22 protein-coding genes are annotated in these 26,183 nt (G+C 68.0%); 17 read left to right on the forward strand and 5 right to left on the reverse strand.

The window, feature by feature from the left end; all coding sequences use genetic code 11:
- The 12 genes from AB7O82_RS12275 (at position 1) to AB7O82_RS12330 (ending at position 15,913) form a co-directional block, all read left to right on the forward strand.
- Positions 1-1,581, forward strand: coding sequence for an ABC transporter substrate-binding protein (locus tag AB7O82_RS12275; protein WP_428539835.1), 1,581 nt, complete (start codon positions 1-3; stop codon positions 1,579-1,581).
- Positions 1,582-1,781: 200 nt separating this feature from the next.
- Positions 1,782-2,810, forward strand: a complete 1,029-nt coding sequence (locus AB7O82_RS12280; protein ID WP_428619481.1) for an ABC transporter permease — start codon at positions 1,782-1,784, stop codon at positions 2,808-2,810.
- A gap of 4 nt (positions 2,811-2,814) precedes the next feature.
- Positions 2,815-3,984, forward strand: a complete 1,170-nt coding sequence (locus tag AB7O82_RS12285; protein ID WP_428539841.1) for an MFS transporter — start codon at positions 2,815-2,817, stop codon at positions 3,982-3,984.
- Positions 3,981-4,901 carry an ABC transporter permease gene (locus tag AB7O82_RS12290; protein WP_428539844.1) on the forward strand — a complete coding sequence of 307 codons (921 nt, stop codon included), beginning with the start codon at positions 3,981-3,983 and terminating at the stop codon, positions 4,899-4,901. The genes AB7O82_RS12285 and AB7O82_RS12290 overlap by 4 nt, the downstream gene beginning before the upstream one ends.
- A gap of 100 nt (positions 4,902-5,001) precedes the next feature.
- The gene (gene dprA, locus AB7O82_RS12295) at positions 5,002-6,009 is read left to right on the forward strand and encodes a DNA-processing protein DprA (RefSeq protein ID WP_428539847.1); all 1,008 of its coding nucleotides are present in this window, start codon (positions 5,002-5,004) and stop codon (positions 6,007-6,009) included.
- Positions 6,010-6,060: 51 nt separating this feature from the next.
- Positions 6,061-8,766 carry a type I DNA topoisomerase gene (topA, locus tag AB7O82_RS12300; protein WP_428539850.1) on the forward strand — a complete coding sequence of 902 codons (2,706 nt, stop codon included), beginning with the start codon at positions 6,061-6,063 and terminating at the stop codon, positions 8,764-8,766.
- On the forward strand, positions 8,759-11,029 hold the full coding sequence (rnr, locus tag AB7O82_RS12305; protein WP_428539853.1) for a ribonuclease R: 2,271 nt from the start codon (positions 8,759-8,761) through the stop codon (positions 11,027-11,029). The genes topA and rnr overlap by 8 nt, the downstream gene beginning before the upstream one ends.
- 22 nt (positions 11,030-11,051) lie before the next feature.
- Positions 11,052-11,453 (forward strand): DUF983 domain-containing protein, encoded by a 402-nt coding sequence (locus tag AB7O82_RS12310; RefSeq protein WP_428539856.1) that lies wholly within the window; start codon positions 11,052-11,054, stop codon positions 11,451-11,453.
- Positions 11,454-11,508: 55 nt separating this feature from the next.
- Positions 11,509-13,089, forward strand: a complete 1,581-nt coding sequence (locus AB7O82_RS12315; RefSeq protein ID WP_428539859.1) for a S41 family peptidase — start codon at positions 11,509-11,511, stop codon at positions 13,087-13,089.
- Between the two features lie 95 nt (positions 13,090-13,184).
- Positions 13,185-13,352 (forward strand): 50S ribosomal protein L33, encoded by a 168-nt coding sequence (rpmG, locus tag AB7O82_RS12320; protein WP_395711807.1) that lies wholly within the window; start codon positions 13,185-13,187, stop codon positions 13,350-13,352.
- A gap of 148 nt (positions 13,353-13,500) precedes the next feature.
- Positions 13,501-15,000, forward strand: a complete 1,500-nt coding sequence (locus AB7O82_RS12325; RefSeq protein WP_428539863.1) for an aldehyde dehydrogenase — start codon at positions 13,501-13,503, stop codon at positions 14,998-15,000.
- 82 nt (positions 15,001-15,082) lie between these two features.
- Positions 15,083-15,913, forward strand: coding sequence for an FkbM family methyltransferase (locus tag AB7O82_RS12330; RefSeq protein ID WP_428539866.1), 831 nt, complete (start codon positions 15,083-15,085; stop codon positions 15,911-15,913).
- 97 nt (positions 15,914-16,010) lie between these two features.
- Here AB7O82_RS12330 and AB7O82_RS12335 read toward each other — a convergent pair whose 3' ends face one another.
- Genes AB7O82_RS12335 through AB7O82_RS12345 form a run of 3 tightly spaced genes read right to left on the reverse strand, consistent with a single transcriptional unit; the run spans position 16,011 to position 18,686 of the window.
- A complete protein-coding gene (locus AB7O82_RS12335; protein ID WP_428539869.1) occupies positions 16,011-16,844 on the reverse strand; it encodes a TauD/TfdA dioxygenase family protein in 834 nt (277 codons plus the stop codon).
- Positions 16,845-16,854: 10 nt separating this feature from the next.
- On the reverse strand, positions 16,855-17,406 hold the full coding sequence (locus AB7O82_RS12340) for a cysteine hydrolase family protein (RefSeq protein ID WP_428539872.1): 552 nt from the start codon (positions 17,404-17,406) through the stop codon (positions 16,855-16,857).
- An 11-nt stretch (positions 17,407-17,417) separates the two neighbouring features.
- Positions 17,418-18,686, reverse strand: coding sequence for an alkaline phosphatase family protein (locus tag AB7O82_RS12345; protein ID WP_428539875.1), 1,269 nt, complete (start codon positions 18,684-18,686; stop codon positions 17,418-17,420).
- A gap of 117 nt (positions 18,687-18,803) precedes the next feature.
- Here AB7O82_RS12345 and AB7O82_RS12350 point away from each other — a divergent pair, with 117 nt between their 5' ends.
- The 3 genes from AB7O82_RS12350 to AB7O82_RS12360 all read left to right on the forward strand — a co-directional run bounded on the left by AB7O82_RS12350 (position 18,804) and on the right by AB7O82_RS12360 (position 20,915).
- On the forward strand, positions 18,804-19,910 hold the full coding sequence (locus AB7O82_RS12350; RefSeq protein ID WP_428539878.1) for an LLM class flavin-dependent oxidoreductase: 1,107 nt from the start codon (positions 18,804-18,806) through the stop codon (positions 19,908-19,910).
- Positions 19,911-20,078: 168 nt separating this feature from the next.
- Positions 20,079-20,360: a helix-turn-helix transcriptional regulator gene (locus AB7O82_RS12355; protein WP_428539881.1), complete on the forward strand. Its 282-nt coding sequence runs from the start codon at positions 20,079-20,081 to the stop codon at positions 20,358-20,360.
- A gap of 9 nt (positions 20,361-20,369) precedes the next feature.
- On the forward strand, positions 20,370-20,915 hold the full coding sequence (locus tag AB7O82_RS12360; RefSeq protein WP_428539884.1) for a metallophosphoesterase family protein: 546 nt from the start codon (positions 20,370-20,372) through the stop codon (positions 20,913-20,915).
- Positions 20,916-21,441: 526 nt separating this feature from the next.
- Here AB7O82_RS12360 and AB7O82_RS12365 read toward each other — a convergent pair.
- Entirely contained in the window at positions 21,442-22,632 is a 1,191-nt protein-coding gene (locus tag AB7O82_RS12365) for an MFS transporter (RefSeq protein ID WP_428539887.1), read from the reverse strand.
- 110 nt (positions 22,633-22,742) lie between these two features.
- On the opposite strand from AB7O82_RS12365, the gene AB7O82_RS12370 reads away from it, so the two are divergent.
- Both AB7O82_RS12370 and AB7O82_RS12375 read left to right on the forward strand, forming a co-directional pair.
- Positions 22,743-23,768 carry a patatin-like phospholipase family protein gene (locus tag AB7O82_RS12370; protein WP_428539890.1) on the forward strand — a complete coding sequence of 342 codons (1,026 nt, stop codon included), beginning with the start codon at positions 22,743-22,745 and terminating at the stop codon, positions 23,766-23,768.
- Positions 23,769-23,780: 12 nt separating this feature from the next.
- Complete coding sequence (locus tag AB7O82_RS12375; protein ID WP_428539893.1) at positions 23,781-24,686, forward strand: ROK family protein; 906 nt, start codon at positions 23,781-23,783, stop codon at positions 24,684-24,686.
- A gap of 6 nt (positions 24,687-24,692) precedes the next feature.
- Here the strand turns inward: AB7O82_RS12375 and AB7O82_RS12380 are convergent, their stop codons facing one another.
- On the reverse strand, positions 24,693-26,168 hold the full coding sequence (locus tag AB7O82_RS12380; RefSeq protein ID WP_428539896.1) for an AMP nucleosidase: 1,476 nt from the start codon (positions 26,166-26,168) through the stop codon (positions 24,693-24,695).
- Positions 26,169-26,183 lie beyond the last annotated feature (15 nt).

A 26,183-nucleotide genomic window follows, 5' to 3' on the forward strand; every position in this document is an offset into this window, starting at 1 on the left:
ATGTTCGTTGCTCGTCTGGCCGCCCTCGTCGCGGCCGCCCTCGGCGTGGTCTCGGTGGCCGACGCCAAGACCTTGCGCTGGGCCAGCCAGGGCGACGCCCTGACGCTCGACCCGCACGCGCAGAACGAAGGGCCGACCTCGGCCATGAACGCCCACGTCTACGAGGCCCTGATCAGCCGCGATCCGTCGCTGAGCAAGGTTCCCGGTCTGGCGCTGTCGTGGAAGCCGATCGCCTCGGAGGTCTGGGAGTACAAGCTCCGACCCGACGTCAAGTTCAGCGACGGCACGCCGTTCACCGCCGACGACGTGGTTTTCAGCTACCAGCGCGCGCAGGCGCCGACCTCAGACTTCCGCTCCTACATCTCTTCGGTCAAGGAAGTGAAGGCGATCGATCCGCTGACGGTGCACATCATCACCAACGGACCCAACCCGATCCTGCCCGACTACACTGCCTCCATCCTGATCATGTCCAAGGCGTGGGCGGAGAAGCACAACGTCACCAAGCCGCAGAGCTACAAGGACAAGGAAGAGACCTACGCGGTGCGCAATGCGATGGGCACCGGGCCCTATATGGTGAAACAGCGCGATCCCGATGTGCGCACGGTGATGGTCAAGAATCCGACCTACTGGGGAGCCAAGGATTTTCCCAACTATCCCGACGAGCTGGTCTACACGCCGGTCAAGGAGCCGGCGACGCGCGTCGCCGCACTGATTTCGGGCCAGGTCGACTTCGTGCTCGACGCACCGCTACAGGACATCGCCCGCATCAAGCAGACGTCGGGGCTGAAGACCGAAGAAACCGCCCAGGTGCGTTCGATCTTCCTCGGCCTCGATGTCGGATCGAAGGAGCTGAAGTACTCCGACGTAAAAGGCAAGAACCCGTTCGCCGACAAGCGCGTTCGCCAAGCGATGTACCAGGCGATCGACATCGCCGCGATCAAGGCCAAGGTCATGCGCAACTTCTCGGCGCCGGCGGGCCTCATCACCTCACCGGGCGTGCACGGCTATACCAAGGAGCTCGACCAGCGCCTGAAGTACGACGTCGCCGCGGCGAAGAAGCTGATGGCCGAGGCCGGTTACCCCAACGGCTTCTCGGTGACACTCGACTGTCCCAACGATCGCTACAACAACGACGAGCAGATCTGCCAGGCGGTGACGGCGATGCTGGCGCAGATCGGCATCAAGGTCGACCTGCAGGCGCGTTCCAAGACCCTGCACTTTCCCAAGCTGCAGAAGTCGGACTCGAGCCTGTACCTGCTGGGCTGGGGCGTTCCGACACTCGATTCGCACTATGTATTCACCTTCCTCTACCAGACCAACAACGCGGCCAGGAAAGTCGGCGGCTGGAACTTCACTGGCTACAGCAATCCGCGCATGGACGAGCTCGCCGACGGCATGCTGAAGGAGGTCGATCAGGCCAAGCGCGACAAGATGATCGCCGAGGCGTGGAAGCTCGCCGTGCTCGACATCCCCTACCTTCCGCTGCACCACCAGCTCATCGTCTGGTCGATGAGCGACAAGGTGACGATCCCGATCTTCGCCAACGACTCGCCCAACTTCAAATACTCGACGATCAAGTGAGGGCGCATCTCTCATGTCCCTCCCCCGTCATCATGTTCCTCCCCCGTCATACGGGGGAGATGCCCCCGCCCGGGGGCGGAGGGGGAAAGCCACAGAAGACATCCATGAGATTCCGACGTCAGACTTTCGTAAACCTCGCCTGAGGCCCTCCCCCTCCGGCCCTTCGGGCCACCTCCCCCGATGACGGGGGAGGAAACCTGATGCTCGCCTTCATCGTATCGCGTCTGCTTCAGTCGCTCGCCGTGATGCTGGCGGTGTCGTTCCTGTGCTTCGTGCTGTTCAACTTCGTGGGCGACCCCGTGAACAACATGGTCGGCCAGGAGGCCTCGCCGGCCGAACGCGCCGAGATGCGCCACGAGCTCGGTCTCGAGGATTCCGTCGTCGTCCAGTTCGCCCGATTCCTCGGCAACGCGGCGACCGGCAATTTCGGCAAGAGCTACCGCCTCGCCCGGCCGGTCTCCGACCTGATCGTCGAGCGCATGCCGGCGACGCTGGAGCTGGTGCTGGTCGCCGCGGTGCTGGCCCTCGCCATGGGCATTCCGCTCGGCGTGCTGACGGCCTTGCGCCGCCGCAGCATCGACAGCACCGCCATCATGACGTTCTCCCTGGCGGGCGTGGCGATGCCGACCTTCGTGATCGGGATCCTGCTGATCTACGTCTTCTCGGTGGAGTGCAAGAGCTGGGCGCCGGCGATCGGCCTGCCGGCCGACTGGTGCTTCCCGTCGTTCGGCCGCGGCACCACGGTGCAGGTCGGCGTCTGGAGCTCCGGCCTGCTGACGGCGGCCGGCCTCAAGGCGATCGTGCTGCCGGCCTTCACCCTCTCGCTGTTCCAGATGACGCTGGTGTTGCGCCTGGTGCGCTCGCAGATGCTCGAGGTGCTGCGCACCGACTACATCAAGTTCGCGCGCGCCCGCGGCCTCACCGATCGCGCCGTGCATTTCCGTCATGCATTGAAGAACACGCTGCTGCCGGTCATCACCGTGATAGGTATCCAGGTAGGCGGGTTGATCGCCTTCTCGATCATCACCGAGACAGTCTTCCAGTGGCCGGGCATGGGTCAGCTCTTCATCCAGGCGGTGCAGTTTGCGGATATTCCGGTGATGGCGGCCTACCTGGTGATGGTCTCCTTGCTGTTCGTGACCATCAATTTCTTCGTCGACCTGCTCTATGCCGCGATCGACCCGCGGCTCCGGCTCGACCGCGCCCAGCTCGGTACCGCCGGCGGCTGACGCGATGCCCAGAACCGCCGCCGCGCTCCCGTGGGCGCTGATCGCTGCCGCCTGCTTCGGTTCGTTCGCCGCATCATCGAGCGGCACCACGCGCGCGCCCTTCCTGCTCGACATGGCGCACGATCTCGATGTGTCCATGCCCCTGGTCGCCAATCTCGTGTCGCTGACGTCGGTGACCTGGGGACTGACCTCGGCAGTGGCGGGCTGGCTGTCGGACCGCATCGGGCGGCGGATCGTGCTGGTCGCCGCCCTTTTCTCGCTCGGTCTCTCGCTGTTCGCGCAGGCGTTCGCCGGCTCGTTCTTATGGGTCGCAGTCTGGTCGGCGGTCGGCGGCGCCTGTGCCGGCGCCTTCACCGGCACGGTCTTCGCCGAGGTTTCTGCCCGCGTGCCCGACAGTCAGCGCGGCCGCGCCCTCGGCTGGGTGATGAGCGGCCAATCGCTCACCCTGCTGGTCGGCATCCCGATGGCGGCCGCCGTCGGGTCCCTGGTCGGCTGGCGCGGCTGGTTCTGGTGCATGGGAGGCATTGGGTTGGCAGCCAGCCTCGGCCTGCTCGCCACCGTGGGGCGCGGCTCGGGCGGCCACACCCGCGCCATGGTCCGGCGGCCCTTTCATGCCGCGCTGTCGCGCCAGGTTCTGGGCCTGCTCGCAACCGGCATCGCCGAGCGCATCTGCTACGGGCTGGCGGCCGTCTACTTCGCGACCTTCCTGCAGGCGACCTACCAGCTCGGCCTGGCCGAGGTCGCCCTGCCGCTGGCGATCTTCGCCATCGGCAATGTCGCCGGCACCATCCTGGGCGGCCAGCTCGCCGACCGCGTGCGCGACCGCCTTGCGACCTTTGCGCTCGCCATGGCGCTCTCGGGTGGCGCCTGCGTCGCCCTCTTCCTGTGGCATCCCAGCGCCGGGACATCGGTCGCCCTGGGCTTCATCTATGTGTTGCTGAATGCGCTGGGTCGGCCATCCTACATGGCGGCCCTGGCTGCCGTTCCCGACGACGTGCGCGGGACCGTGCTGGGGCTCAACGGTGCGTCGGCGAGCGTCGGCTGGATGGGCGCTGCCGCGTTGGGGGCGGCCATGATCGGATGGGTGGGCTTCGAAGGGTTCGCGTTCCTCGGCGCGGCGCTGGCCGCGGCCGGCGCCGTCGGTGCCCTCTTCTGCCGGCCACGCGCGGCATGAGCGACAGCTCCGCCTTCGCCCGGTTGCGCGACTCGGACATCTGGTGGAGCTTCCGCAGCTCGCCCATCACGGTCATCGCCGCCATCGTAACTGCGGTCTTTTTCGCCGGCGCCATCCTGGCGCCGTGGGTGGCGCCCTATGACCCGTTCGACGTCAAGGCGCTCAACCTGATGGACGCCTTCACGCCGCCGGCCTGGTCCGAGGCCGGCAGCGCCAGGCATTTGCTGGGCACCGACAATCAGGGGCGTGACGTGCTGTCGGCCATTCTCTACGGCAGCCGGGTGTCGCTGATGATCGGGCTCGCGGCCATCGTGCTGTCGGTCACGACCGGCGTGCTGCTCGGCCTGATGGCCGGATTCCGCGGCGGCTGGGCCGAGGCCGTGGTGATGCGCCTGGCCGACATCCAGCTCACCGTGCCGGCCATCCTGATCGCGCTCACGCTCGACGGCGTCGCCCGTGTCGTGCTGCCCAAGGCCGTGCACGACGAGATCGCCATCTGGGTGCTGGTGGTGTCGATTGGCTTCGCCTACTGGCCACAATTCGCGCGCGTGACGCGAGCCACGACGCTGGCCGAGAGGAACAAGGATTACGTCAACGCCGCGCGCATCATCGGCGTGCCGGGGGCGCGCATCGCGCTGGCCCACGTGCTGCCCAACGCCTGGGGGCCGGTGCTGGTGATCGCCACCATCGAGCTCGCCCTCGCCATCATCGCCGAGGCGTCGCTGTCCTACCTCGGCGTCGGCATGCCGGCCACCCAGCCCTCGCTCGGCACCCTGATCCGCATCGGCAACGCTTTCCTGTTCTCCGGCGAATGGTGGATCGCGATCTTCCCGGCACTGGCCCTGGTCATCTTGTCTCTGGCCGTGAACCTGCTGGGCGATTGGCTGCGCGATGCTCTCAATCCCAAACTGCGCTGATTTCTACTGCTGGTTGATTTACAGGAGGAAACATCGCGGCTAGGTTCTCGATATGTTCCATGGCCAACTTTCGCCCCAGCACGACGTGGCGGAACGCCGGATGCGCATCCGGCTGGCGCGCAGCCCGCGCATCGGCCCCGTGACCTTCCACGAAGCCCTCCAGCACTTCGGTTCGGCGCAGCGGGCGGCGGCCGACCTGCCTGTCGTCCCCGATTCACAAATCGCGCGAGAGGAAGCGAGCCTCGCCAGGGCCGGCGGGCAGTTCGTCGTGCTGGGCGACCCCGCCTATCCGCCCGCCCTGGCGGCTCTGCCGGATGCACCGCCGCTCCTGTCCGCGGTCGGCAATCTCGCCCTGCTCGGCCGGCCGACCGTGGCCGTGGTCGGCGCGCGGGATGCCTCGCTGGCCGGCTGCCGCCTGGCCGGCGACCTGTCCGCCGCGCTGGGCGGTGCGGGGTTCGCGATCGCCTCCGGCCTGGCGCGCGGCATCGACACCGCGGCGCACCGTGCCGCCCTGACCAGCGGCACGGTGGCGGTGCTGGCCGGTGGGGTCGACCAGATCTACCCCCTGCAGAACTCCCGCCTGTACGCTGAGATCGCTCGCAACGGCCTGCTGCTCAGCGAGACCCCTTGGGGGACGCCGCCGGTCGCGCGCTGTTTCCCGCGACGCAATCGCATCGTGAGCGGCCTGTCGGCCGGCGTGGTGGTGATCGAGGCAGCGGCGCGATCCGGTTCGTTGATCACCGCTCATCGAGCCGCTGAACAAGGCCGGGAGGTCTTCGTCGCCCCTGGCTCGCCGGCCGACCCGCGCTACGAGGGTTCCAATACCCTTATAAGAGACGGGGCCATCTTGCTGCGCGACATCAAGGATATTCTGAGTGTGCTCGGAGGGTCACATTGCCCCGCCCAACCCCTTGGCAAACCAAGCCGAAAACCGGCCGGTTCGGTCGCTGCCAAGGTTCTGGCCGCCCTCGGGTCGGTACCCACTGCGGTTGACGAACTGGTGCGCCGGTGCCAAGTGTCCGCCGCCGTCCTGGCGGAGGTCCTCCTGGCCCTGGAGCTGGAGGGCCGCCTGGAACGGCACCGGGGTAACCGCGTATCTCTGATTTAATTCAGTGATTTAGCTCCGGTCCTGATCGTCATACTGGAGCATGTTTCGACGATGGATGTGCTGGTCGTCGAGTCCCCGGCCAAGGCAAAGACCATTGGGAAGTACCTGGGCCCCGGCTACACCGTGTTGGCCTCGTACGGCCATGTGCGCGACCTGCCTGCCAAGGACGGCTCGGTGCGGCCGGACGAGGATTTCGCCATGGACTGGGAAGTCGATGCCCAGTCCCAGAAGCGGCTCGACGCCATTGCCAAGGCGGTGAAAAGCGGCAGCCGTCTCTACCTCGCCACCGACCCCGACCGCGAGGGCGAGGCCATCTCGTGGCATGTCCGCGACGTCCTGAAGCGCAAGAAGGCGCTGGAGGGCGTCGACGTCAAGCGCGTCACTTTCAATGCCATCACCAAGCAGTCGGTGCTGTCGGCGGTCGAGCACCCCCGTGAGCTCGACCAGCCGCTGATCGATGCCTACATGGCGCGCCGCGCACTCGACTACCTGGTCGGCTTCACCCTGTCGCCCGTGCTGTGGCGCAAGCTTCCGGGCAGCCGCTCGGCCGGCCGCGTGCAATCCGTGGCGCTGCGCCTGATTTGCGAGCGCGAAGCCGAGATCGAGGTCTTCAAGACCCGTGAATACTGGACCGTCGACGTGCTGTTCGGCACCGCCAAACAGCAGACGCTGAAGGCCCGCTTGACCCATCTCGACGGCCACAAGCTCGACCGCTTCGATCTCGACTCCCAGGAGCGCGCCGAGCAGGCCCGCCGGGAGATCGAGCGCCGCGCCTTCTCGGTGCTGTCGGTCGACCGCCGCCAGGTCCGGCGCAACCCGCCACCGCCCTTCATCACCTCGACCCTGCAGCAGGAAGCCTCGCGCAAGCTCGGGCTGGGCGCCGCCGCCGCCATGCGCATCGCCCAGCGGCTGTACGAAGGCGTCGATATCGGCGGCGAGACGGTCGGCCTGATCACCTACATGCGCACCGACGGCGTGCAGCTGGCACCCGAGGCGATCGGCCAGACCCGCCGGCTGATCGAAAGCAAGTACGGCGCGGCCTACCTGCCGGAGAAGCCGCGTGTCTATTCCTCCAAGGCCAAGAACGCCCAGGAGGCGCACGAGGCGATCCGCCCGACCGACCTGTTCCGCACTCCGCAGGATGTGGCGCCCTACCTCGACCGTGATCAGCTCGGGCTCTACGAGCTGATCTGGAAGCGCACCGTCGCCAGCCAGATGGAAAGCGCGGTGCTCGACCAGGTGACGGTCGATATCGCCAGCGGTGACAAGACCGTGCAGCTGCGCGCCACCGGCTCGGTCATCAAGTTCAACGGCTTCCTGACCCTGTACGACGAGGGCCGCGACGACAAGAGCGAGGACGACGAGGCCAGCGCCATCCTGCCCGATGTCGTGCCCGACGAGGCGCTCGACCGCCGCGACATCCTCACCGAGCAGCATTTCACCGAGCCGCCGCCGCGCTACTCCGAGGCAAGCCTGGTGAAGAAGCTGGAGGAACTCGGCATCGGCCGGCCGTCGACCTATGCCAGCATCATCGAGGTGCTGCAGAAGCGGAGCTACGTCCGGATCGACCGCAAGCGCTTCGTGCCGGAGGATCGCGGCCGCATCGTCACCTCCTTCCTGCAGACCTATTTCCCGCGCTACGTCGAATACAACTTCACCGCCCATCTCGAGGAAGAGCTCGACGAGATCTCGGACGGCAAGATCGACTGGCGCCAGGTCCTGCGCGAGTTCTGGACGGCGTTCTCCGCCGCCGTCGGCGAGACCAAGGAGCTGCGCGTCAAGGAAGTGCTCGACAGGCTCGACGAGGAACTCGGCCCGCACTTCTTCCCGGCCAACGACAATGGCGAGGGCAAGAGCCCGCGCGACTGCCCGTCCTGCGCCAATGGCCGGCTCGGCCTGAAGCTCGGCAAGTTCGGCGCCTTCATCGGCTGCTCGAACTATCCGGAGTGCCGCTTCACCCGCAAGCTGGGCATCGTCGACGCCGAGGCCGATGCGGCGAGCGGCGCCAACCTCGAGGGGCCGAAGATCCTCGGCATTGATCCGGTGAGCGGCAAGCCGGTCACCTTGCGCAACGGCCCCTATGGGCTCTACGTCCAGCTGGGCGAGCCCGAGGGAAAGGAGAAGCCGCGCCGGCAATCGCTGCTCAAGGGCATGACTCCGGACGACGTGACGCTCGAGCGGGCGCTTGCGTTGCTTGCCCTGCCGCGCGAGCTGGGCGCGCATCCCGACGACGGGCAGGCGATCCTGGCCGGCGTTGGCCGCTTCGGCCCCTACGTCAAGCACGGCACCAAGTACAAGACCATCCCGGCCGACGAGAGCGTGCTGGATATCGGCATGAACCGCGCCGTGGCGCTGCTCGCCGAGGCCAAGAGCGCCGCCCGCGGCCGCGCGGCCGTCAAGCCGGTCCGCGCCGTCGGCAACCACCCGGCGGACGACACCCCGGTCGAGCTCTACGACGGCCGCTATGGCCCCTACGTCAAGCATGGCGGCATCAATGCCACCGTTCCCAACAGCATCGATCCGTCCAGCCTGACCCTCGACCAGGCGGTTGCCCTGCTGGCCGAACGCGCTGCCAAGGGCGGCGGGCGGCCGGCGCGCGGGCGGAGGAAGCAGGCCAACGGCGCGGCGGCAGCCAATACCAACGAGGCGGCACCCAAGCCCAAGCCTGCCAAGGCCAGGAAGAAGGCCGCGCCCAAGCGCAAGGCCGCACCCAAGGCGAAGGGTGACGCGCCTCCCCGCACCGGAACAGATGGCTAAGGGCACCGTCCCGACCCGCGACGAACTGCTGGCTTTCATCCGCGAGAGCGCCACGCCCGTCGGCAAGCGCGAGATCGCCCGCGCCTGGGGCCTCAAGGGCGACCAGCGCATCGCCCTCAAGGAGCTGCTGCGCGACCTGCGCGATTCGGGCGACATCGCCGCCGATCGCGCCAAGACGTTTCGCGATCCCGCCGCGCTCGCCGACGTCGCGGTCCTGGAGATCGTCCGGGTCGACGACGACGGCCATCTGATCGCCGTGCCGCAGCGCCACGACGAGGCGAAGGACGGCCCGCCACCGCACATCGAGGTCGCGACGACGGCGGCGCGCGGCGGTCCGGCGCCGGCGGTCGGCGATCGCGTGCTGGCCAACCTCAAGCGGCGCGGCAAGACGAGCTACGAAGCCCGTGTCATCCGCCGCCTGGGCAGCGGCCCGCGCAAGATCCTCGGCCTGTACGAGGAGCCCGCCGGGCGCAACGGCCTCGGCCTGGTCACCCCAACGGATCGCAAGCTGCGCGGCAGCTTCGACGTCCGCCCGGCCGACAGGAACGGCGCCCAGCCGGGCGACATCGTCTGGATCGAGGCGACCGGCGGCTCGCTGGCACGACGCGCCCGCGTCGTCGAGCGGATCGGCGCGATGAGCGATCCGCGCACCGTCAGCCTGATCGCTATCGCCGCCAACGACATTCCTGTCGACTTTCCGCCGGCCGCCCTTGCCGAGGCCGAGAGGGCCCGCGCCGCCCCGCTCGGGCACCGGCTCGACCTGCGCGGCACGCCGCTGGTCACCATCGACGGCGAGGACGCTCGCGACTTCGACGACGCGGTGTTCGCCGAGGCCGACCCCGACCATCCCGGCGGCTGGCGGCTGGTGGTCGCAATCGCCGATGTCGCCTGGTACGTGCGCCCGGACAAGCCGCTCGATCACGCCGCCTATCGCCGCGGCACGTCGGTCTACTTCCCCGACCGGGTCGTGCCGATGCTGCCCGAGGCGCTGTCAAACCACTGGTGCTCCCTGGTGCCCGGCGAGGACCGGCCGGTGCTGGCCGTCGAGATGTGGATCGACGCCGAAGGCCATCTCAAGCGCCATCGCTTCCATCGCGCCATGATGCGCTCGGCCGCGCGGCTCACCTACACGCGGGTCCAGCGCGCCATCGACGGCACCCCGGACAGCGAGATTGCGCCCCTGATGGAGCGCACGATCCGGCCGCTCTACGGCGCCTTCCGGATCCTGCTCAAGGCGCGCCAACGGCGGGGCGCCCTCGACCTCGACCTGCCCGAGCGCCAGGTCACGCTGGCGCCCGACGGCCGCATCGCCGAGATCGGCGTCCGGGTGCGCCTCGACAGCCACCGGTTGATCGAGGAGTTCATGGTGCTGGCCAACGTCGCCGCCGCTCAGGCACTGGAGCAGCGCCACGTTTCCTGCCTCTATCGCGTCCACGACCAGCCCGACGCGGCCAAGCTCGAGGCGCTGCGCGAGTTCCTGGGGACCCTGGGCCTCGCCCTGGCGCCCGGCCCGCGGCTGCGGCCGGCCGATCTCGACCGGGTGCTGAAGGCGGTCGAGGACAAGCCGGTCGCCCGCCTGGTCAACGAGACCATGCTGCGCAGCCAGAGCCAGGCGGTCTACAGCCCCGACAATCTCGGCCATTTCGGTCTCGCGCTCGCGCGCTACGCCCATTTCACCTCGCCGATCCGGCGCTACCCGGATCTGGTCGTCCACCGCGCCCTGATCGCCGCCTACGGGCTCGGCGAAGGCGGCCTGCCCGACGCCGACAAGGGCCGCTTCGCCGAGTTCGGCGAGCATCTGTCGATGTGCGAGCGCCGGGCGGTCGCCGGCGAGCGCGCGGCCATGGACCGCTACGTCGCCGCCTATATGGCGGCCCATGTCGGGGCCACCTTCCCGGGCCGCGTGACCAGCGTCACGCGCTTCGGAATGTTCGCCTCGCTCGACGCCACCGGCGCCGACGGGCTGATCCCGATCCGCTCGCTCGGCCAGGAGTTCTTCCGCCACGACGAGGGGCGCCAGCTCCTGGTCGGCGAACGCACCGGCGAGACCTATGGGCTGGGCGACCGGTTGCAGCTCAAGCTCGTCGACGCCGACGTCGCGACCGGCGGACTGCTGTTCGAGATCGCGGACGTCATCGAACGGGTCGAGCGCAGCGCCCTGCCGGGAGGCGGCCGGGCGTTCCGGCAGAAACAAGGCAGGCCGCGGCGTCCGGTCGCGCAACGCGGGCAGCGTCAGGACAAACGGTCGCGACGACGAAACTGAGCGCCGCGCGCATTGTGCGTCCATGAATGGAGGAAATGCCCGGGTCGAGTTCTGGACGGCCCTGCTGCGCGGCTGGCGCGGCAGATGCCCCCGCTGCGGGGGCGGCGCGTTGTTCTACGGCTTCCTGAAGATGAGCAACCAGTGCACGCGCTGTGCCCTGGTCCTGCACCCCTACCGGGCCGACGACGCGCCGGCCTATTTCACCATCCTGGTCGTCGGTCACATCATCGTGCCGATGGTGCTGCTGCTCGAGCGCTACGGCCAGCAGCCGCCGCTGTGGTTCCATGCCCTTCTGTGGCTGCCCCTGTCGGTTGTGCTGGCGCTCTTTTTGCTGCCCCACATCAAAGGCAGTGTCATCGCCCTCCTGTGGGTGCACGGAATTCAAGGGTCGAAGCCCTCGGCCGGGAGCTTCGATCCGTCTTAAGGCATGGCCGGCCAGCGCGACCCTGTGCTATTGTCGCCCAGCTGTGGGTATGGAAGTGCATCTTTTCCCTTTTCTGCGACGGGCGCTGCCTGGTGCGGTCAGCGCCCTTTACGCCGCCTCCCTGGTCGCCTCCTGTGCGACGGCCACGGACGCGCCCCTATCGTCCGGCGCTAGCGCTTCGGCGCCAGCCGACGTCAACATCGAGCGCGTCGTCCTGCAGGCCTATCGGGCGATCGGCGATCGCCACCTGTTCGAGCCCAATTTCCGGAACATCTCGGCCGAGACCTACCGGGGATTCGCGAGCGGCGACCCGTCGCTGTCGCTGGAAAGCTCGCCGACCACCTTTACGGTCCGCCGCGACGGCCGCGAGGTCCTGACCCGCCCGGTGCCGAGCGATCTGACCGACGGCCGGGCTTGGGGCACCATGCTGGCCGAGCTGATGATCGGCTCGCTCGACACCTCGCAGGCCTTGCAGCAATCCGATCGCCAGACCCTCATTCGCGAGGCCATGGCGGCGACCACCAAGCAGCTCGACCGCAACAGCCGCTACGCCGACCCGGAGGAGGCGCGCGACAATCGCTTCCAGCGCGACGGCGGCGGCGGCATCGGCATCACCATCGAGCGTGCCGAGGACAAGCGCATCCTGATCCGCGCCGTCCAGGCCGGCTCGCCCGCCGCCAGGGGAGGCGTGCTGCCGGGCGACCAGATCGTGGCGATCGAAGGCGAATCGATGATCGACCGCCCGCTGAGCGACGTCGTCGCCCGGCTGCGCGGTGCCGTGGGCGCGCCGGTCGCCATGACCGTGCTGCGTGCCTCGCAGGGCGGCGAGCTCGTCCTGTCGATGAAGCGCAGCCGCATCATCCCGACGACCGTCACCTACGAACGGCGCGGCGACATCGCCTGGATCCACCTGACCGGCTTCAACAGCGCGACCACGGACAACCTGCGGGCCACCATCGACAAGGCACGCGCCGAGATCGGGCGCGACATGCTCGGGCTCATCATCGACATGCGGTCGAACCGGGGCGGCCTGCTCGACCAGGCGCAGTCGGTTTCCGAGCTGTTCATCGGCGAGGGCACGATCTTCTCGACCCAGGGGCGTCATCCGGAAAGCCGCCGCACCTACAAGAGCTCGAACGGCGGCAAGACCGCCGACATGCCGATCGTCGTGCTGATGAACGGCGGCTCGGCGTCGGCCGCGGAGATCGTGGCGGCCGCCCTGCAGGACCGCGGACGCGCCGTCGTGGTCGGCACGACCAGCTACGGCAAGGGCACGGTGCAGACCGTGGTGCGCCTGCCCAACGAAGGCGAGCTGATCCTGACTTGGTCGCGCCTTCAAGCCCCTTCGGGCTACACCTGGAACGAGCTGGGCGTGCTGCCCAACATCTGCACGGCCAAGATCACCGACATCGGCCAGCTCGGCCCGGCCTCGGTCGATTCCGGCCAGGGGACGCTGATGCGCTGGCATGCTCTGCGCAACCCGACGCCGCAGGAGGTCACCAACCTGCGCAAGGTCTGCCCGCCCGGCGACAGCAGCCCGGACCGCGACGTCGAAATCGCCGTCCGCCTGCTGCGCGACCGCGCCCTTTATGCTCACGCCGTGCAGGCCGCGACCCAGCAGGCCCAGGTGCGCTGACCAGGGCTCGGTCCGGCGCGCTTGACACGAGGCCGTCGGCGACTACTTTGCGGCCTTCCGCGAATTCGCCCCTCGGGGCCTGAAGGACTGAAACCATGGCCAAGCCCAACACCATCCTGATCAAGATGATCTCGAGCGCCGACACCGGCTTCTTCTACGTCACCAAGAAGAACCCGCGCACCAAGACCGAGAAGCTCGAGCTCAAGAAGTACGATCCAGTCGTGCGCAAGCACGTCGTCTTCAAGGAATCGAAGATCAAGTAGCCCGGCACCCCGCGCCGCTGCGCCGAAGCCGCCCGCATGGGCGGCTTTTTTGTTTTTCCTCCCCAGCAAAGCTGGGGGGCGGAAGACATGACTACCGCGCGCCTTCCGGGCTAGTGTCCGCCGCATCCACCAACCCGGAGAACAAGACATGAGCGCCCAGCTTTCGCGCGATGATTGGAAAAGCCGAATCGGCGGTCTCAGCTACCGCAACCAGGCCTTCATCGGCGGCAAGTTCACGCCTTCGCTCACCGGCAAGACCTTCGACTGCGTCAACCCGGCGACCGGCCAGGTGCTGACCAAGGTCGCGGCCTGCGAGCAGGCCGACGTCGATGCCGCCGTGAAGGCCGCGCGCGCCGCCTTCGAGAAGGGCACGTGGGCCAACATGCCGCCGGCCAACCGCAAGCGCATCATGCTGAAGCTCGCCGAGCTCATGATGAAGAATCGGGACGAGCTCGCGCTGCTCGAGACGCTCGACATGGGCAAGCCCATCGCCTACTCGACCCGCGTCGACATACCCGGCTCGGCCAACACCGTGCAGTGGTTCGGCGAGGCGATCGACAAGATCTACGACGAGGTCGCGCCGACACCTGGCAACGTCGTGGCCATGATCACCCGCGAGGCGGCGGGCGTGGTCGCCTGCGTGGTGCCGTGGAACTTCCCGCTGCTGATGGCGTGCTGGAAGATCTCGCCGGCGCTCGCCGCCGGCAACTCGGTGATCCTGAAGCCGGCCGAGCAGTCGCCGCTCAGCGCCATCCGGCTGGCCGAACTGGCCGCCGAGGCGGGCGTCCCCGAGGGCGTGTTCAACGTGCTGCCGGGCTTCGGCGAGACCGCCGGCCAGGCGCTCGGCCGCCACATGGACGTCGACGTGCTGGCGTTCACCGGGTCGACCGAGGTCGGCAAGTTCTTCCTGAGGTACTCAGGCGAATCCAACATGAAGCAGATCTGGCTGGAGTGCGGCGGCAAGTCGCCCAACATCGTGCTGGGCGACGCGCCCAACCTCGATGTCGCGGCCCAGCGCACCGCCTTCGGCATCTGGTTCAACCAGGGCGAGGTCTGCACCGCCGGCAGCCGCCTGATCGTCGAGGACAGGATCAAGGACCAGTTCCTCGAGAAGGTCATGGCGATCGGCCAGAAGATGATGCCGGGCGACCCGCTCGACCCCAAGACACAGATGGGCGCCATGGTCGACGAGGTCCAGACCAAGCGCGTCATGGGCTACATCGAGGCCGGCCAGAAGGAAGGCGCCAAGCTCAAGATGGGCGGCAGCCGCGTCCATGTCGACAACGCCGGCTGCTTCATCGAGCCGACGGTGTTCGACCAGGTCGACAACAAGATGAAGATCGCCCAGGAGGAGATCTTCGGTCCAGTGCTCTCGGTCATCCCGGTCAAGGATGCCGACCAGGCGCTGACCGTCGCCAACGACACGATTTACGGCCTCGCCTCGGCGATCTTCACCGCCGACATCAACAAGGCCTTCAGTTTCGCCAAGGGTCTGCGCGCCGGCTCGGTGTGGGTCAACACCTACGACGGCGGCGACATCACCACGCCGTTCGGCGGCTACAAGCAGTCCGGCATCGGCCGGGACAAGTCGCTGCACGCCTTCGACAAGTTCACCCAGGTCAAGACGACCTGGATCCAGCTCGGCTAGCGAACGCGACCGCGCAGCCAGTGGGCCCGGGCGCGCTGCCGCAGGCCCACTGGCGGCAATCCGCGCGGCCGTTCCCTCCACCATGAGCGGCCCTCCCGCCCCCCACGACGCTCGTGGCGACCGGACGACCGGCGATCCGGTATCGCGCTGGGCGCTGGCCGAACCGCGGCCCGGACTGCGCCTGTGGGTCGATCTCGAGGACTACGGCGTATCGCGGCCCTGCATGGACAATGCCTTCGAGCCGCTCGAGACCGCGTTCGTCGAGAGCTACCTGCGTCCCGGCATGGGGTTCGTCGATGTCGGGGCGAACATCGGCTGGTATGCGCTGCTGGCCGCGCAGCGCGTCGGTCCGAAGGGCGGCGTGATCGCCATCGAGCCGCGCCCCGACTCGGCAAGCAGGCTCGCCATGTCCGCCAGAGAGAACGGACTTTCCAACATCGTGGTCCACCAGGTTGCGGCGGGTGCGGCGACGGGCCGGATGAAGGTGGGCGCCCTCATCGGCGGCCGCAACCCAGGCGGCACCTGGTTGCTGACAACGGACAGGCTTCTGGAGCGGACGTCCGTGGGACACCAGCGCTTCGACGTCGACGTCCGGCGCCTCGACGACATGGCGATCGGCCGCTGTGATCTGATGAAGCTCGACATCGAAGGCGCCGAGCACCTCATGCTGCAGGGTGCGCTCGCGACGATCGACCGCTGTCGACCCGTCATCCTGAGCGAGATCAATGCCGAGGTCCTGCGCCAGGTCTCCCAGGTGTCGGTGGCGGAGTATGTCGAGCTGTTGCGCCGCCACGGCTATCGGCCGCACGAGGTCACCGCGACCGGCCCGGGGCGCCTTGTGAGCGACGATGCGCTTTCGGCCGCCGGGCCCCCGATCAACGTGCTCTTCCTGCCCGGCGAGACCATGGGGTGAGACCTGAGCAGAGCGTCGAAATGAAGCCCCCTCGAATGCGCCGCCCTTCGAACGCTTCCGCATGGAATGACCGACGGAATGGCGAGCGACCTCACGGCTACCGCGGCACGTCGCCCTGCAGCATGACGCGGTAAAGGTAGCGCGTCTGCGCCATGTCGTAGTCGCCGTTGGCCTTGTGCAGCAGGCAGCGATTGTCCCACATCACGAGATCGCCCGACTTCCAGGCATGACGATACTGGAAGCGCTCGGCCGTGGCGTGCTCGAGCAGGTCGTCGAGCAGCGGGAGCGCCTCCTCGTGGTCCAGGCCAAGGACACCCTCGATGCGGATCGGGTTGATGTAGATCGACCTTGCGCCGTTCTCCGGATGGGTGCGCACCAGCGGATGCAGCGCGGCGTTGGGCACGCGCTCCTTGTCGGTATCGCTCAGTCCCATCAGCTTCCGCGCGCTGTGGCTGCTCTGATAGACGTGAATGCCGATCAGCGGCGCGATGCGCTCCTTCATCGCCGTCGGCAGGGCCTCGTAGGCGGCGGCCATGTTGGCGTACTGCGTGTCGCCACCCTCGTCCGGCAGCTGCACGGCGTGCAGCGCCGTCGCCTTGGGCGGACGGGCGGCATTGGAATGGTCGGTGTGCCAGCCCTCGCCGGGGATGTAGCGGCGCCCGTCGGGATAGCGGTCCTGGTTGGACACGTAGTGGATCTGCGGGCAGTCGGGAATGGCGAAGCGCGAATTGTGCTGAGCGAGGATCGTGCCGAACAGCTCGATCGCCCGGGCCAGCTGCTGCGGCCTCAACGCCTGGTCGCGCACGACCAGAACGCTCCGCTCGACGAAGGCGCGATACATGGTCTCGCGATCGGCATCGGCAACCGGTCGCGCGAGATCGACGCCCAACACTTCAGCGCCGGTATGCGTGCTCAAAGGCCTGATTTCCATGACCGCCTCGCTATCCAACGACTCCACGAAGGATTTCATCGACGTTCGTGACCTCGGCGTATTCGCCGTCCAGCAACGCCAGGGTGAGCTGGTGCACGTCTTCGGCCGGCCATAGTCGGCCGGTGAGATCGCGCTTGTCGCACGACCAGCAGGCATCGCCCGGCAGCCGAACGGCGAAGCCCAGGTTCGCCGCCACGCGCACCGTGGCCTCGACCGAATTGGCCAGCAGCACGCCGCAGATGACGAGTGCCGGTTTTCCCAGGCTTTCCAGCCGGGCCACAAGATCGGTGCCGATGAAGGCGCTGTGCACTTTCTTGGCAACGATGTCCTCGCCCGGCCGCGGCGCGGTCAGCGGCCTGAAGTCGTTGCCCGGCTGGCCGGGACGGAACGGCGAGTCGGCACGTGTCGAATCGTGTTTCACATGGACGATCGGCCAGCCGCGATCGCGCCACGCCGCCAGCAGGCGCGCGATGTTGCTTTCCGCATCGGGATTGTTGCGAGGCCCCCATCCGGGATCCTCCATCGCCTTCTGCTGGTCGATCAGGATCAGGACGTCGTTCATGCCGATTCCAGTCAGCGAAGGGGCAGAGGCGATCCGTCGAAGCCGTCGATCGGCAGACCGAGAAACGCGACGATGGTGGGGGCGATATCGACCAGGCTGGTGGCTCGCGATGCCGATCCCACCGAACGCCCGCCATCGTTGGCCATGAGGAACGGCCGCGTCTCGTCCGGCCCCCAGCCGCCATGCTGGCCACTGCCGACCGGCGCCGGCTTGCCCGCTTCCGTGGCCACCCAGCGATGGCCCGGCACGCCGTAGGGATTTGCGTCGCTTCGGCGGGCCATGTTCACCGCAGCGACGACGCCGTCGCGCGCTGCAAAGCGCCGCGCGGCAAGACCCTCGCCGGCCAGCACGTCGCTCGCCCAGGGCATGCTTCGCATGTCGTCGAGAACACCCAGCAGCGCGCCGCGTCCACGATCCGTCGCGTAAAGCAGCGCCGCCGTTCCCTGTCCGGCCACCGCCACGTCGCCATTCGCCAGCAGCTCGCCGAGACCGTTCACCGCCAGCCAGTCCTCGATCGTGACGCCCTCGCCGATGGTCTCCTGGCCATGATCGGATCCGACCAGCAGAAGGATCTCTTCGCCCTCGCCGCGCAGCCGGCCGACCGTCCGCACGACCTCGGCAACGCAGCGCTCGGCACCGCGCAAGGCGTCGGCATGGGCGGGCGAACCGAGCGGCACGCCATGCAGGGTGTGGTCGGGGTCGCACAGCCAGAGCAACGCCACGGCCGGCCGGCGCTCGCGCAGCACCTCCGCACAGAAGCGCTGCGTCATGGCCCAGTCGCCCGCCGCATCGTGGCTGACCTCGAGCGCATCGCCACCCTCCAGGCGGCGGCCGCCCGGCGCGTACGACCCTGCCCGGTGATAGACGTGGCCGAAATGCTCGGGATCGAGAAAATAGGCCGCGCCCGGCGAGACGTTCGAGAACGCGATGCAACCGCCGGCCCCGGCAACCCGCTCGGCCAGTGCCGGAACCAGCAGCGTACCGCCGGTTGCGCGGCGCATGTGCTGGCGAAAATCCGGACTGCCGACGTCGCGCACGACGACGCGGCCCTCCTCGAGCAAGCCCATCCGGTTGCCATGCAGGCCGTGGCGCGCGGGATGGCAGCCGGTGGTCACAGATGCCGCCGACACGCGCGTGACGGATGGAAACACCGCGCTGTGCTCGGCGCACCACAGGCTGGTGCGCGCAAGGTCGTGCAGGACGGGCGTCGTCTCCGCGCGCACCCAGTCGCGGCCGAGGCCGTCGCAACACACGAACACCACCCGCCGTGATCTTGCCATGGCTCGAGTTCCTTCACGCGATGGCAGCGTCTCGCGTTCCAGCAGACATGCATGCCGGCCCTCTTGCGCTGCCGGCCCAATGGTAGTCGACTTCGGCCGATAACTCAGGAGGAAACGATGCAGCTCGGATATTTCGCCATGCCGTCGCATCCGCCGGAACGTCCCCTCAAGGACGGGCACGACTGGGACCTGCAGGTGCTGCGCTGGCTCGACGAGCTGGGCTATGCCGAAGCGTGGATCGGCGAGCATCACACGGCTCCCTGGGAGCCGCACCCCTCGCCCGACCTCCTGGTGGCACAGGCGCTGATGCAGACCAAGAACATCCGGCTCGGTCCGGGCGGTTTCCTGCTGCCCTATCACCATCCCGCCGAGCTCGCCAACCGGGTCGCCATGCTCGACCACATGTCGGGCGGCCGGCTGAACTTCGGCATCGCGGCGTCTGGCCTGCCGAGCGACTGGGCGATGTTCAACGTCGACGGCATGTCAGGCGTCAATCGCGACATGACGCGCGAATCGCTCGACATCATCCTGAAGCTGTGGAGCGCCACCGAGCCGTTCGAGTACAAGGGCAAGTTCTGGCACGTCAACCGGCCGGGCGAGATGTTCGGCGTGTTGCGCCCCCATCTCAAGCCTCTGCAGGCCCCGCATCCGCCGATCGGCGTGGCCGGGCTCAGCAAGGGTTCCGACACCCTGAAGCTCGCCGGCGAGAGGGGCTTCCTGCCGATGAGCCTCAATCTCAACCCGGCCTATGTCGGCAGCCACTGGGAAGCGGTCGAGATCGGCGCTGCCAGGGCTGGCCGCACGCCAGATCGCGGCGAATGGCGCATGGTGCGCGAGGTGTTCGTGGCCGACACCGACGAGGAGGCGATGCGGCTCTCGGCCGGCTCCTACATGGGCCGCATGATGCGCGAGTACTTCCTGCCCCTGCTCGGCCAGTTCGGCTTTCTCGACTACCTGAAGCACGATCCGGGCGTCGCCGACTCCGACGTGACGCCGGACTACTGCGCGCGCCACAACTGGATCATCGGCTCGCCCAGGACGGTCGCCGAGAAGATCGCAAAGATCTACGACGACGTCGGCGGCTTCGGCCAGCTCCTGGTGTTCGGCTTCGACTATGCCGACAACCCCAAGGCGTGGCACCACTCGCTGGAGCTGCTCGCCAAGGAGGTGCTGCCCAAGGTCCAGCATCTCAAGCCGACCAAGGCCAAGCTCGCGGCGGAGTAGCCCGACGGCGCCGCGGATCAACCCTCCCGCCACTGCATTGCGCGCGCCACGGCGGGCTGGCGCACCGAGCATGGCGGCCGCAGCCGCCGCGCCTCGACGCGGACCGAGATCACGCGACGCCTGAATCGCGCTCGCGATTTCATTCATGCCGAGGCGCACCGTCGCCTCGTGCTTGCCGACATCGCCTGCCTCTCGCCGCACCACTTCGATCGCCTGTTCACGACCGCCTTCCACGCCGGCCCGGGCGCCTACGTCACGGCGCTGCGTCTCGGGCGCGCCGCCCGGCGCCTCGCCGCCACGGACGCGCCGATCACCGAGATCTGCCTGACGACCGGTTTCGAGAGCCTGGGCAGCTTCTCGACCCGGTTCCGGCGATCGTTCGGCGTCCCGCCGGGCGCGTGGCGCAGAATCGCAAGATCGGAGAAGTCGGTGATCCCGCCGCCCGTCTAGGGTCGGCCCATGGTCGACCTTGTTCAGGCACGCACCATCGTCGTGCTCGCCGATTGCCATATCCATCCGGCGCCGGGCATCGTCTGGCCGCAGGCGGCTCTCGATGCCTTCGATGGCGCCGATCTGTTCGTAACCCTGGGCGACATGGGTGCACGAGCAGGCCTCGATGCCCTGGCCAGGATCGCCCCGATCATCGGAGTGAAGGGCCGCGACGATGAAGACGATCCCCGCACGGCGCCGCCGCGGCGCGTGCTGGCGGTGGCGGGCCTCCGCATTGCCTGCGTGTTTGACCGCGTTGAAGCCGGCGCCGCCCTCCGGGTTGACCCTCTGGTCTGCGCCTCCTCCGAAACCTTGATGCGCTTGTTCGAAGCCCCGCTGGATGCCCTGCTCTGGGCATCAACTCACACGCCCTCGATCGACCGCACCGCCGGACGCCTGCACGTCAATCCGGGCAGCGTCACGTTGCCGGGCAAGGATGCGCCCGCGAGCTTCGCCAGGCTGACGCTGACGAACGACGCCATCGAGGGTGAGATCATCCACCTTCACGGTCGCTGACGGCGGTGGTGCATGAGAAGTGTCCGCTCCACGACCAATGACGGAGGCGAACGCGTGCTCGAGGATTTTGCAAGCCGATTTTCTACTTCAGTTGCATCGGTGAAGAATTTACAATCCAGATTCTGCGTCATTTGCGTCACCAGCGTCACAATCCTTTGAGTTCAAGGACTTGGCGGTGACGCAACGGATTGCCGAGGCCCGCTTTGCGTCACGGATTCATCGGCACCGTCACGAGAGCGTTCAACTGCGCGCCGCCGCTCGAACTGGACGTCGATGTCACGGCGCCACGGGAGACTCGCGCTTTGGCGCGGCTGGCCGGGCATCTCCTCGTTCAACGACTCCACATCGGCTACCGCCGCACGCGTGCGCATGATCCATCCTCCTTGATGCCGCGCCTTCGCCGGTAACGTCTCGTCGCCAGCCTCCGACAAGCTAGGCAGGATTTGCCCGATGTCAATCCGGGCTCCGCGAGCTTGCGGTAGGAACCACCTCACTTACGCAGGAAGCCCTGGTCGCCCCAGCTATCTTATCGAGTCGCACGCTTCGACAGCATCGCCGCCGCAGCGAAGCCCGACGCCGCGATCAGCATGATGCCTGCAAGCCCCCACAGCACCGGCGTGTAGCCGCCGAAGGCGCCCCAGGCGAGCGAGGCTACGATGGGGCCGGCGGCCCGCATCATGTTGGTCGGCATGGTGAGCGCGCCGGAGACCACGCCATAGCCTTCCGGGCCGATGAATTCCGGGACGGCCATGCCGCGCAGGATGGTGATCAGCCCATTGGCGACGCCGTAGATGATGGCGAACAGGATCAGGCCATAGATGTCGCTGATGCCGAGCGCCAGCATCGCCATCGAGATGGGAAAGGCGAAGTAGATGCCGGCGCCGAGCTGGATGGTGGTGATGTGCTGCTGGCCGACCATAAGCAGGACGCGGCCCACCACCTGCATGGGACCGATCAGGGCGATGATGGCCATCACCACCCCGGTCGGCACACCGCGATCGTCGAGCAGCGGGATCAGGTGGAAGCTCATTGCCGAGAAGGCGAGCCCGTAGCCCGCGAAAGCCACGACCAGTCCCCAGAAAGCCGGTACCCGTACCGCCGCCGCGAGCGGACTCTTCTTCCGCGCGCCGTCGGCCGGCGGCGTGATCTCGGCAATGGGCACCGGCTTTTCCCGCGGGCCGGGAATGAACAGCCAGTGGGTCAAGGCCACCGCGACGTTGATGGCCGCCAGCACCTCCAAGCTCGCCCGCCAGCCGACGCGCTCGATCAGGAACTGCGTGAAGGGAATGCCGAAGGTGCTGGCCAGGCCGCCGACGAAGGTCATCAGCAGGATCGCCTGCCGGAAGCGCGGGCCGTACACCCGCGTGATGATGGCGAAGGCCGGCTCGTAGAGCAGGACGGCCTGGCAAGCGCCCAGGCCCAGCCACAGCGCATAGAACAGCGGCAGCGAATCGATGCGCGGCCACCACAGCAGCAGCGCCGCCGCCAGCAGCGAGCCTCCGGTCATCAGCTTGCGGCCATGCCCGCGATCGATCCAGGCGCCGACCGGGATCGAGCAGAGGCCTGCCACCATGAGGCCGGCCGAGAGCGCGCCGAACATGCCGCTGCGCGACCAGCCGAGTTCCTGGCCCATCGGCCCCACGAACAGCGGGAAGGTATAGTAGACGAGGCCCCAGGAGAGGAGCTGGCCGAGCGACAGCATCCACAGGATCGTCACGGGGCGCTTTCGCCACGGTCCTGCCGCTGCATCCTTGGCCATAATGACGCCGCCATGCCCTCGTTACAGAACGGCGAAGGTAGCGTCGCGCCGACCGGGAGCCCAGCAGCATGAGTTCGACCAAGCGCATCAATCTCGCCCTGCAAGGCGGCGGCTCGCACGGCGCGTTCACCTGGGGCGTTCTCGATGCGCTGATCGAGGATGGGCAGCTGGAATTCGAGGCGATCAGCGGCACCAGCGCCGGCGCCATGAACGCCGCGATCCTGCTGCAGGGCTGGTCGCAGGGCGGCGGAGCAGGCGCGCGCGAGGCGCTGCGGCGCTTCTGGGGCGAGCTCGGGACGATGTCGATCGCCAGCCCGATCCGCCGCACGCCCCTCGACCGGCTTCAGGGCAACTGGAACCTCGACGATTCTCCGGGCGCCCTGTGGGCCGACCTCGTCCAGCGCACCCTCTCTCCGTGGCAGCGCAATCCGCTGAAGTTCGATCCCCTGCGCGACCTGCTGGCTCGACACTTCGACGAGAAGGCCGTGCGAGCCTGCCACGAGATCAAGGCCTTCATCGCCGCCACCAACGTGCAGACCGGCAAGGTGCGCATCTTCACGCGTGACGAGCTGTCGATCGACGCCCTGCTCGCCTCGGCGTGCCTGCCCAACGTCCACGATGCCGTCGTGATCGACGGCGTGCCCTACTGGGACGGCGGCTTTCGCGGCAACCCACCGATCTGGCCGTTCATCTACAATTGCGACAGCCGCGACGTCGTCGTGGTCGAGGTCGATCCGCCCGAGCGCATGGGCATCCCGACGTCCAATGCCGAAATCGCCGACCGGCTGAACGAGATCACCTTCGGCGGGGCCCTGATGGCCGAGATGCGGGCCATCGCCTTCGTCCAGGAGCTGATCGCAAAGGGCGCCGTCCGCGGCGACTTCGGCAAGCGGCTCAAGAACGTCCTGGTTCATTCGATCGCCGACCCCGCCTCGCTGGCACCGCTCGGCGCCGTCAGCAAGTTCAATATCGAGCCCGAATTCCTCGAGCATCTGTTCGGTCTCGGCCGCAAGGCCGCAACCTCCTGGCTGGCCTCGACGTTTCAGTCTGTCGGCACAACGAGCAGCCTCGACATTCGGGCGCGCTTTCTATGAAGTAGGAGGATCATGCGTATCGGCATCGATCTCGGCGGCACCAAGATCGAGGGCATCGTGCTCGACGATGCCGGTGGGGAACGCGCACGCATGCGCGTGAAGACGCCGGCCGGCGCCTACGAAGAAACTGTGCGCGCCGTGGCGGACATGGTCCACGAGCTCGAGGCGCGCGTCGGCGCGCGCTGCCGGGTGGGCGTCGGCCATCCCGGCGCCATCTCCCCGGCGACCGGCCTCATCAAGAACGCCAACTCCACCCATCTTAACGGCCATCCACTCGACCACGACCTGCGCCAGGCGCTGGCGCGCGAGGAGGTCAAGCTGTCGAACGACGCGAACTGCTTTGCCGTCTCGGAGGCCGCCGATGGCGCCGGGCGGCTGGCGCCGATCGTCTTCGGCGTCATCCTCGGGACCGGCGTGGGCGGCGGAGTCGTCATCGACGGACGCCCCCTGCTCGGCGCCCAGGCGATCGCCGGCGAATGGGGCCACAACGCCCTGCCGCAGCCGCGCGACGACGAACGGCCCGGCCCGCAATGCTATTGCGGCCGCTGGGGCTGCGTCGAGGCATGGCTGAGCGGCCCCGCCTTCCAGGCCCAGTTCGCCAAGCGCACCGGCCGACAGCTGATCGCCACCGACATCGCGGCCGCGGCGGAGTCGGGCGATCGCGAGGCTCAGGATTGCCTGGAGCGATATTGCGACCGGCTGGCGCGCTCGCTCGCCAATGTCGTCAACCTGATCGACCCGCACGTCATCGTGCTGGGCGGCGGCCTCTCGAAGATGCAACCGATCTACCGGCGCGTGCCGGAACTGTGGAAGGGCTACGTCTTCTCCGAGCCCGAGAGCATCGCCACCAGGCTCGTGCCGCCCGTCCACGGCGATTCGAGCGGCGTGCGCGGGGCCGCTTGGCTGTGGCCGATTTGACCTTCCTCACCTGAACGGCGGCTCGTCGAAGCTGCGGAGCTTGCGCGAGTGCAGCGAGCCCAGCTCGCTGCGCAGCAGGTCGAGGGTCTCCAGGCCGATGCGGAGGTGCTCGCCGACCGCGCGCTGGTAGAAGCGCGTCGCCGCCCCCGGCAGCTTGATCTCGCCATGCAGGGGCTTGTCGGACACGCAGAGCAAGGTCCCGTAGGGCACTCGCAGGCGATAGCCCTGCGTCGCCAGCGCCGAGCTTTCCATGTCGACAGCGATGGCGCGTCCATGATTGATGCGGCGTCGTTCCTGGGACCAGCGCAGCTCCCAATTGCGATCGTCGTAGCTCACGACGGTTCCGGTGCGCAGCCGGCGCTTCAGCGCGTCGCCGCGCTCGCCGGTGACCCGTTCGGCGGCCTGCTGCAGCGCGACCTGCACTTCCGCCAGGGCGGGAACCGGCACTTCGGGCGGCACCAGCTCGTCGAGGATGCGATCGCGCCGCATGTAGGCGTGCGCCAGCACGTAGTCGCCGATCGTCTGCGACTGCCGCAGGCCGCCGCAATGGCCGATCATCAGCCAGCAATGGGGCCGCAGCACCGCCAGATGATCGGTCGCGTTCTTGGCATTGGAAGGCCCGACGCCGATGTTGACGATTGTCACCCCGCCGCGCCGGTCCGAACGCAAGAGGCTGCAGGCCGGCATCTGGAAGCGGTGCCATGGCGCGGTCGCCACCGCGTCGTCGGCGGCCGGCAGCGCATCGCCGCGCCGCACCACGGCGCCGCCCGGCAGCACCAGCTGGGTGTAGGGGCTGGCCGGACTGGCCAGCTCCCCCATCGCCCAGGTGACGAAGTGCTCGACATAGCGCTGATAGTTGGTGAACAGGATCCACGGCTGGATGGTGCGCCAATCCGTGCCGGTGTAGTGGACGAGACGGCGCAGCGAGAAATCGACCCGCACGGCATCGAACAGCGCGAGCGGACGCGAACGCCGGTCCTCGAAAACCCACGTGCCGTCGGCGATCTCGTCGCCGACATTGGCCAGCACTGGTGTCGGGAAGTGGCGCGCCAGCTCGGTCACCGACAATTCGCCGTGGATGAACTCGTCGCCCTCTTCCGTAACGAACGGATAGGGAATTTCCTGGCCGCTCGCGACGACATCGAGGCGGGCGCCGAATTCGGATACCAGCGGGCGCAACTGCTCGAGCAGGTACTCGCGGAAATAAGCGGGCTGCGTCACCGTCGTCGAATAGAGCCCCGGCGCCTGGAACTTCGCCCAGGCGCGGCGGGTGAAGCGGATGGCGCCGGCAGGTCGCCAGTCGACACGCAGCTCGGGATAGCGGAAGCGGCTGCGTTCCTCGGGCGACGGTTCGACGCCGGAGCGCACGAAGCGCGCCAAGGCCTCGCGCAACGCCTCGCTGGCAGCCGCATGCAGCTGCTCGAGCCGGTCCACCGCCTGCTCGGGTGTCAGCCCATCCTCGAAGGCGTCGCCGTCAGTCATGGAAAGCTCTAGGCC

Origin of the sequence: Reyranella sp., from assembly GCF_050185545.1 — a bacterium.
GTDB lineage: Bacteria > Pseudomonadota > Alphaproteobacteria > Reyranellales > Reyranellaceae > Reyranella.